Origin of the sequence: Actinomyces sp. oral taxon 448 str. F0400 (assembly GCF_000220835.1) — a bacterium.
Taxonomy (GTDB): domain Bacteria; phylum Actinomycetota; class Actinomycetes; order Actinomycetales; family Actinomycetaceae; genus Actinomyces.
The window spans coordinates 109,462-116,406 of record NZ_GL985606.1; the positions used below are offsets into that span (position 1 = coordinate 109,462).

A 6,945-nucleotide genomic window follows, 5' to 3' on the forward strand; every position below is an offset into this window, starting at 1 on the left:
GCCGAGGCGGGCGGCGCCGCGGCCATCAACGGGCGGGCTGGAATCAGCGGGCCGGAGCAGAGGAGCGGCCGTAGTCAGAGTGTCAGGAACCCCTCGCCCGCGAGCTCGCGCGTGGCCGCTACGAGCTCGTCCCGCACCGCCCCGGAGTCGGCGTCCGTCAGCGCGGCGACCGCGGCCGCGATCTGGGCCACGCTCAGCTCGCCGTCGGAGACGTCGACCAGCGCTGCGAGAGCCGTGTCGGCCCTCCTGCTCCGGCCGAAGCCCCCGCCCTGATGGATGAGGATGAGCGCCGGGTCGCCGTCGCCCGGCCGCCGATGGTCCTGGCGGGTGACGTCGTCGGCGACGACGGGGTGGAGTGCGGCGACCTCATCGTCGCTCAGGGACGCCAGGAGGCTGCGCGTCGAGACGATCCGGGCGACATGCTCCCCCAGCGGTTCGCAGGGGGCGGTGCTCACCTCCTCCAGAACCCGCCAGGGCACGCGCGGGTCGCCGTCGGGCCCGGTCTCCCCGGTGACCGGACGGTGCAGGATCAGATATCCGAGGCCGACGGCTTCGACGCCGCGTGCGGCGAAATCGTCGATCCAAGGACCCAGTCGGGTGTTGAAGACGGCCTCATCGCGCTCGGGGATGGTGCCGCCGTCGCGCAGCCACATGGTGGCGTACTCGACCGGATCCTGCCTTTCGCGCTGGATCACCCAGGCGTCAAGGCCGTCCGGCAGCCAGGCGCGCACCTCGTCGCGCCAGTCACGGCCGGTGCGATGCTCCCAGTTGCCGAGCATGACGGCGGTGCCGCCGGGGCGCAGATGATCGCCGAGAGCGGCCACGAGAGCGGGCAGCACGGGGGCTCCGGCGTCGCGGTACTCCATGAGGGGCAGGCCGGCTTCGCGAACGGCCGGGGGCGTGATGACGAAGGGCGGATTGGTGACGACCAGATCGAAGGTGCGGTCGGCTAGCGGCTCGAGGAGGGAGCCGTGGAGGAGCTCGAGGCGGTCGGGGTCGGTTCCGGCCAGTGCGGCGTTGAAGGCAGTGAAGGCCAGGGCGCGAGCCGAGATGTCGGTGGCGGTGACGCGTGCGGCATGACGCAGGAGGTGGAGGGTCTGGATGCCGCAGCCGCAGCCGAGATCCAGGGCTGCGGCGACCGGGTCGCGCGGAGTGAGTCCGGCCAGGGTCAGCCCCGCCCCGCCGATGCCCAGCACGTGGTCGGGGGTGAGCTCGCGGCCGGTGATGAGCTCGCCGAGATCGGAGGCGATCCACCAGCGCACGTCGCCGGCGTCGTCGCGGACCTCGTGGGGGCGCAGGTCGACTGCGGCGCGCACGACGGCGGGATCGGAGAGGGCGACGTCGGAGGAGACGGCCGCCGGCGCGCTCGAACCGGTCGCGGGTGGGCTCGCGGCGCCGCCGATGCCGGGGCCGGCGGTCTCCGCGCCCGTCGCACCGGCGGTCCCCTGAGTCTGCGGGTTCACCACGGCGTCGCAGTCGACGGCCACGACGAGGCCCATGGCGAGGGCGCCCGCGGTGCGGGTGCGTCGCAGCACGGCGTCGAGGTCGGCGGCCGAGACGGGCTCGCCGAGCATGAACAGAGCGGTCAGGACGGCGGTGGGGCTCGGGGAGGCGCCGGCGGCGCGGTCCTCGGCGAGCACTGCGCGCACCGCCCGGAGGGCCGGCAGGCGAAGCTCGTGGTGCAGGGCGTCGTCGGCGACGGGCCCCAGGAGGTGGCGGGTGGAGTTCACACCCCAGCCGGAGGCCTCGAGGTCCGCGCGCAGAGACTCGATCTGATCGGGCGCGGCGGCGGGGGCCGGCGTTCGCGCGCAGGCGGCGGGCGGTGAGGAGGATGCGGCCGAAGCGGGCGAGGCGGAAGCGGTCATGACCGCGACGCTACCGGGAACGCACTGATTCTCCTTCTCCGAGATCGACTTTTTCGGCCGAGGTCGACGGTGGCGCTGTCGATCTCGGCCGAAAAAGTCGATCTCGTGCGCCCCGCTCACCCGGTCAGGCGGGCGGCGAGCTCCCGGTACTGGACGATCTTGTCCTCGACGTCGTTGATGTAACTGACGAGCATGAGCTCATCGGTGCGGTGGTTCTTCGCGAAGGCGCGCAGCACATCGGCGACCTCGTCGTAGGTGCCCACGATGATCGCGGTATCACGCTCGAGGTGGGCCTCGACGTCCGAGCGGCGCTCGGGAGTCAGCGCGGCGGGCTCGCGGAAGCCGTCGGCCCTCCCCTGGCGCAGGCCGAGCCGGAAATCGGCTGCGGCGAGCGCCTGCTCGCGGGCCTGCTCGCGGGTGGGCGCGGCCGACACGCACAGGGCGGACAGGGTTCGATCCTCCGGCGCGCCCTCGGGCAGGTGGGCGCGGTAGTGGCTCATGATCTCAACCTGCTGGTGCCCGGTGAAGAACTGGGCGTAGGCGTAGCCGAGATTGTGCTGACCCGCCCAGGCCGCGGACTGCCCCGAGGAGCCGAGCAGCCACAGTTCGGGCGGAGTCTCGGGGCGGGGACGCACCTCCAATGAGGCGTAGGGGTGGCCCACCGGCAGCTCATCGCGCAGCATGCCGACCGTCTCGGCGATGAGCATATCGATGGCATCGGGATCGATGACCCGGCCCTGGTTGAGGGCGCGGGCCGCGAGCAGGTCCCCGCCCGGAGCCCGACCCAGCCCCAGGTCGACGCGCCCCGGGAAGAGGGCCGCCAGGGTGGCGAAACGTTCGGCGATCTGCAGCGAGCCGTAGTGCATCGCCATAACGCCGCCCGAGCCCACACGGATGCGCCCGGTGGCGTCCAGAACGTGCATCATGAGCAGATCCGGAGCGCTGGAGACGAAGGCGCCGGTGTTGTGATGCTCAGCCAGCCAGAAACGGTGATATCCGACCTCCTCCACGCCGCGGGCCAGCCGGACGACGTCCTCGACGGCCTGACGGGGCGTGCGCCCCGCGAAGAGAGGAATCTGTTCGAGGACACTGAGCCTCAACGACGACATGACGACTCCTTGGACGACGACGAGTCTGCGAGTCGACGCCCGGCGCAGGCGATCGCAGGACGACGACGCCGGATGCAACATGCTCGAGTCCTCGGGCATTCCTCCTCCACCCCACCCATCGATCCTGGGGACACCGAGGGTCGCGTCGCGAGAGGCATCGCATGCACCAATATCTATGATTAGTTTATCAATACGCTTGCATTGATTAGTTTTCGTCTTTAGAGTGAGCCTCACCGCCCACGGTCCTGCGGCCGCCGTCGGCGTCCCGGCACCATCGACTCAGGAGGTATCCATGCCCGTTCTCACCATCGGCGACCAGTTCCCCGCCTACGAGCTCACCGCCGTCGTTCCCGGCAACCTCAAGGAGGTTGAGGCCGACCGCCCCGAGGACTACTTCACGACCGTCTCCTCCTCCCTCCCCGCGGGCACATGGCGGGTCGTCTTCTTCTGGCCCAAGGACTTCACCTTCGTCTGCCCTACCGAGATCGCCGCCTTCGCCGACCTCTACGAGGAGTTCAAGGACCGCGACTGCGAAATCGTGGGCGTGAGCGTGGACAACGAGTTCACCCACTACGCCTGGCGCCGCAGCCACGAGAAGCTCCAGGATCTGCCCTTCCCCATGGCCAGCGACCTGGACCGCGGACTCGTCGAGGCCCTCGGCATCAAGCGAGCCACCGGTGAGGCCGATCGCGCCACTTTCATCATCGACCCGAACAACGTCATCCAGTCGGTCTCCGTCACCGCCGACTCGGTCGGCAGGAACACCGAAGAGGTCCTGCGCCAGCTCGACGCTCTCCAGTCCGACGAGCTGTGCGCCTGCAACTGGAAGGCGGGCGCCGCCACCATCGACGCCCTGTCCGAGATGACCGGCTGAGCCGCTGATCCCCCGACGCCCCGCCACCCGCCGGGCGCCTCAGAAACCGAATACTCGACTACAGGAACACACGAGGAGACCGCATCATGACCATCGCCGCCCTGCGCTCCGCCCTGCCCGACTGGGCCAAGGACCTCTCGCTGAACCTATCCACCCTCACCCGCTCCACCACGCTGTCCGAGCAGCAGCAGTGGGGCGCCCTTCTCGCCGCCGCGGCCGCCACCCGCAACGAGTCAGTCCTCGCTCACGTCGCCGAGGACGCCGGCGAGCACCTGAGCGAGCAGGCCCGCTCCGCCGCACTCGGCGCCGCCACCATCATGGCCATGAACAACGTCGCCTACCGCACCCGCCATTTCCTGGGCGGCGACGTCGACAACGAGCGCATGGGCCTGCGCATGAACATCATCGGCAGTTCCGGCGGAGTCGACAAGATCGACTTCGAGCTGTGGAGCCTGACGGTCTCCGCCATCAACGGCTGCCAGGCGTGCGTGACCGCTCATAGCGCGACCGTACGCGCCGAGGGCCTGTCCACCGAGCAGGTATGGGAGGCCGTGCGCATCGCCGCGACCATCCAGGGCGTTGCCCAGGCCGTGAGCATCGTCGAGACGGTGAGCTAAGGGGCGCGGCTGACGCCGACCGGCCGCGCGGGCCGATCGGAGGGTGCTCCGGGTCCCGGCGGGACGGTCGCGGGCCGCCCGCCGACCGGAACCGGCCTCCGGTCAGTCGTCGGGGTCGGCGTCGACAGCGCCCTGGACGTCGTTGAACAGCAGGTTGGAGATCTCCGTTTGGACCATCTCGACCCTGGGCACGTCGGTGAGCTCCAGCGGATCGTCCGAGCTGGTCTGTAGACGCAATGTGCCGCACCGGAAGAACCGATCGGTGAAGTCCCGATCGTGCTGGACGTCGCTGATCCTGGACAGGGGCAGATCATGCCCCGACTTGTTGATAATACCGGATCGGGTAATGACGCGCTTGGAGGTCACCGTGTAGGTCGTGCTCATCCAACTCAGACACGGCGCGACGAACAACGGAATGCTGACGAGCAGGATCACCGCCCAGATGGCCACGACGCCCCACGGGTTCCAGGAGTCGGGAACCGCCACGGAGCAGACGACGGCGAGAACGAGCAGCACGATCTCAAGAACGATCCGCCACAGGAGGACCTTGATGTGGGTGTGCATGTGCCGCACCACGACCTCGTCGCGGCTGAGCAACTTCTTCGACAGAGCCATGGGCACATGGTGCCATGTTCTTCGAATCGGCAGGTGGTCCTCCGGCCTCGGCGCCGCGGGAGCGCCGGCCCAGGGGTCAAGTCCCCGGTAGTGGTGTAGTCCAGGTGGTGGTCGACCTGGGCCTCGACGACTGCTGCGTCGGGCTGGTCGTAGACCGAGTAGACCGAGTGGAACATGGTCTTAAGAGCCGGCCCAAGCGCTCTTGGGGGTCCGTCATCAGGTTGGCGGCGTAGTGGGTGCGGTATCGCCGCCAGGTCGCTCCAGACAGGTTCGCGACGATGGCCTCGACCAGGCCGGCGTGGGCGACTACCGTGATCAGCGCCGACTCCGCCCGCTTGCGGCGCTCAAGCAACCAGTCGGGGACGTACGAGCCGGTCCGCAGTATGGGACCAGCAGGGTCGACAATGTGGGGAAAGGGCGAGGTCGGCCCCCTGAAGGAGACGAAACTGTGAGTGTGGCTGTGAATGAGACGCGGGCTGCGGCTCATGACAGACGCGTGAGATCACTGAGGAGCTGAAGGCGTCGGGGGCGCTGGACGGGTGTTAAGACCCGGGTTCTGCAGAGGCTGGTTTATCTGGTTCCGGTGGTTGCCGGCTGGGGTTGGTCGGTGACTTGAGTGTCGGCAATGGCGCCGGTGTTGTCAGCGTCGTCTTGCGGTGGGGTGCAGGCGTGCTCGTGCTGGATGAGGGTATGCATGCCGATGGCGGAATGGGAGCGGTGTTGTTGAACCAGTGCACCCACTCGGCGGTGGCGAGCTCGACATCGTCGAGGCCCTCCCAGGGGCTATGCTCGTCGGCGATCCTGCGGATCGTGGCCTGGATCCCCCGGTGATCACTGAGCGGAGAACTCGAAACCCTTGCCGATCAAGGCATGCAGCCACTGGCTCCTCGCCATCTGCAGTGACTTGATCACAACATGATGGTTCCATCGATTGGGGCTGACCTGAGTGACCTTGTGGATATTCTTGTTGTTCTCCTGGCGATCCAGGGTCACATTGAAGTACAGCGTGCCGTCCGTGGTTTTCTCGTAGGCCCACATCCAGAGGAACTTCCGGTTGACGGCGTAGCTGACCTGCGAACGGAATTCTCTCTTGACTTTACCCAGGCTCATGACGTACTCATCGATCGCCTGATAGAAGGAATCAGTTTTCGGCTTATCCGAGAACTCGCTGATCATCTTGTTGCTCGGCATAGTCGTTCCTTTCTGAGGAGGGGTTCATCGGCGGCTGGGCGGCTTCGTAGTCGACAGCATCTCGGCACCAGGCCCAGGCCCGTTCTCGGCGATGGTCGTGCACCCGCGGAGTCGTAGTGCGTGGGCGCAGGAAGAGAGCCCACCGCCCACCCTCTCACACCCAGTGGGCGAGGCGCCGGGAACGATACCGGCACCGTCTGCTGTTAGGGTGCTGTGAGGGTGTCGCATGTGGTGGTGCCCGGTATGGGTGCGGTCTTTTGTTGAGGGGTTCGTCTGTGGGCTGGGGGGTGCGGAGGTGGGCGATGGTGGTCGGTCGGGGTCTGGCTCGTAGTGAGTTCTACGAGCGGGCGGGTGCGGGCGCGGTGGTGTGGTCTGGTGTGTGTGGTTGCCTGGTGCGGGCGTGGCGTGGGCTGGTGCGTCGGGGGGGGGGTGCGGGGGCGGAGGCGTGGTCCCGGCCACCCGCGTCGGCGTAAGCGTCGTGCGGTGCGCTCTCCGTTGGGGGGCGCGAGGGCGGGTGGTCGGTGGCGGGTCTGGTGTGGTCTCGGGGGTGTTGTGTGGGGGGTTGGGTCGTGTAGGGTGGGTGGTGTGTTCCCCGTGCCCTGTGATTGTTTTGTGATGTGTGGTTCGGTTCTGTCCGGTGGTGGCCGGTGGGGCCGGTTGTCTTGTTCCGCGGT

The 6,945-nt window shown here is 68.3% G+C and carries 6 protein-coding genes and 1 pseudogene; 2 read left to right on the top strand and 5 right to left on the bottom strand.

Annotated features, from left to right (window positions below):
* Positions 1 to 74 precede the first annotated feature (74 nt).
* The gene (locus tag HMPREF9062_RS00485) at positions 75 to 1,865 is read right to left on the bottom strand and encodes a DUF7059 domain-containing protein (protein WP_009409634.1); all 1,791 of its coding nucleotides are present in this window, start codon (positions 1,863 to 1,865) and stop codon (positions 75 to 77) included.
* A 116-nt stretch (positions 1,866 to 1,981) separates the two neighbouring features.
* The gene (locus HMPREF9062_RS00490; protein WP_172634851.1) at positions 1,982 to 2,974 is read right to left on the bottom strand and encodes an MsnO8 family LLM class oxidoreductase; all 993 of its coding nucleotides are present in this window, start codon (positions 2,972 to 2,974) and stop codon (positions 1,982 to 1,984) included.
* A 292-nt stretch (positions 2,975 to 3,266) separates the two neighbouring features.
* On the opposite strand from HMPREF9062_RS00490, the gene HMPREF9062_RS00495 reads away from it, so the two are divergent.
* A complete protein-coding gene (locus HMPREF9062_RS00495) occupies positions 3,267 to 3,848 on the top strand; it encodes a peroxiredoxin (protein ID WP_009409636.1) in 582 nt (193 codons plus the stop codon).
* Positions 3,849 to 3,934: 86 nt separating this feature from the next.
* Complete coding sequence (locus HMPREF9062_RS00500) at positions 3,935 to 4,465, top strand: carboxymuconolactone decarboxylase family protein (RefSeq protein WP_009409637.1); 531 nt, start codon at positions 3,935 to 3,937, stop codon at positions 4,463 to 4,465.
* 102 nt (positions 4,466 to 4,567) lie between these two features.
* Here the strand turns inward: HMPREF9062_RS00500 and HMPREF9062_RS00505 are convergent, their stop codons facing one another.
* The 3 genes and pseudogenes from HMPREF9062_RS00505 to HMPREF9062_RS00510 all read right to left on the bottom strand — a co-directional run bounded on the left by HMPREF9062_RS00505 (position 4,568) and on the right by HMPREF9062_RS00510 (position 6,271).
* Complete coding sequence (locus tag HMPREF9062_RS00505) at positions 4,568 to 5,080, bottom strand: PH domain-containing protein (protein ID WP_009409638.1); 513 nt, start codon at positions 5,078 to 5,080, stop codon at positions 4,568 to 4,570.
* Positions 5,081 to 5,169: 89 nt separating this feature from the next.
* Positions 5,170 to 5,483 (bottom strand): annotated as a pseudogene (locus HMPREF9062_RS13330) (transposase); the annotation flags it as partial.
* 428 nt (positions 5,484 to 5,911) lie between these two features.
* On the bottom strand, positions 5,912 to 6,271 hold the full coding sequence (locus HMPREF9062_RS00510) for a DUF5655 domain-containing protein (protein ID WP_009409640.1): 360 nt from the start codon (positions 6,269 to 6,271) through the stop codon (positions 5,912 to 5,914).
* Between the last annotated feature and the right edge of the window lie 674 nt (positions 6,272 to 6,945).

Bases quoted from the DNA above. Each gene is read 5' to 3' on its own strand.
- HMPREF9062_RS00505 (WP_009409638.1), bottom strand. From the start codon at position 5,080: ATGGCTCTGTCGAAGAAGTTGCTCAGCCGCGACGAGGTCGTGGTGCGG.
- HMPREF9062_RS00485 (WP_009409634.1), bottom strand. From the start codon at position 1,865: ATGACCGCTTCCGCCTCGCCCGCTTCGGCCGCATCCTCCTCACCGCCC.
- HMPREF9062_RS00500 (WP_009409637.1), top strand. From the start codon at position 3,935: ATGACCATCGCCGCCCTGCGCTCCGCCCTGCCCGACTGGGCCAAGGAC.
- HMPREF9062_RS00490 (WP_172634851.1), bottom strand. From the start codon at position 2,974: ATGTCGTCGTTGAGGCTCAGTGTCCTCGAACAGATTCCTCTCTTCGCG.
- HMPREF9062_RS00510 (WP_009409640.1), bottom strand. From the start codon at position 6,271: ATGCCGAGCAACAAGATGATCAGCGAGTTCTCGGATAAGCCGAAAACT.
- HMPREF9062_RS00495 (WP_009409636.1), top strand. From the start codon at position 3,267: ATGCCCGTTCTCACCATCGGCGACCAGTTCCCCGCCTACGAGCTCACC.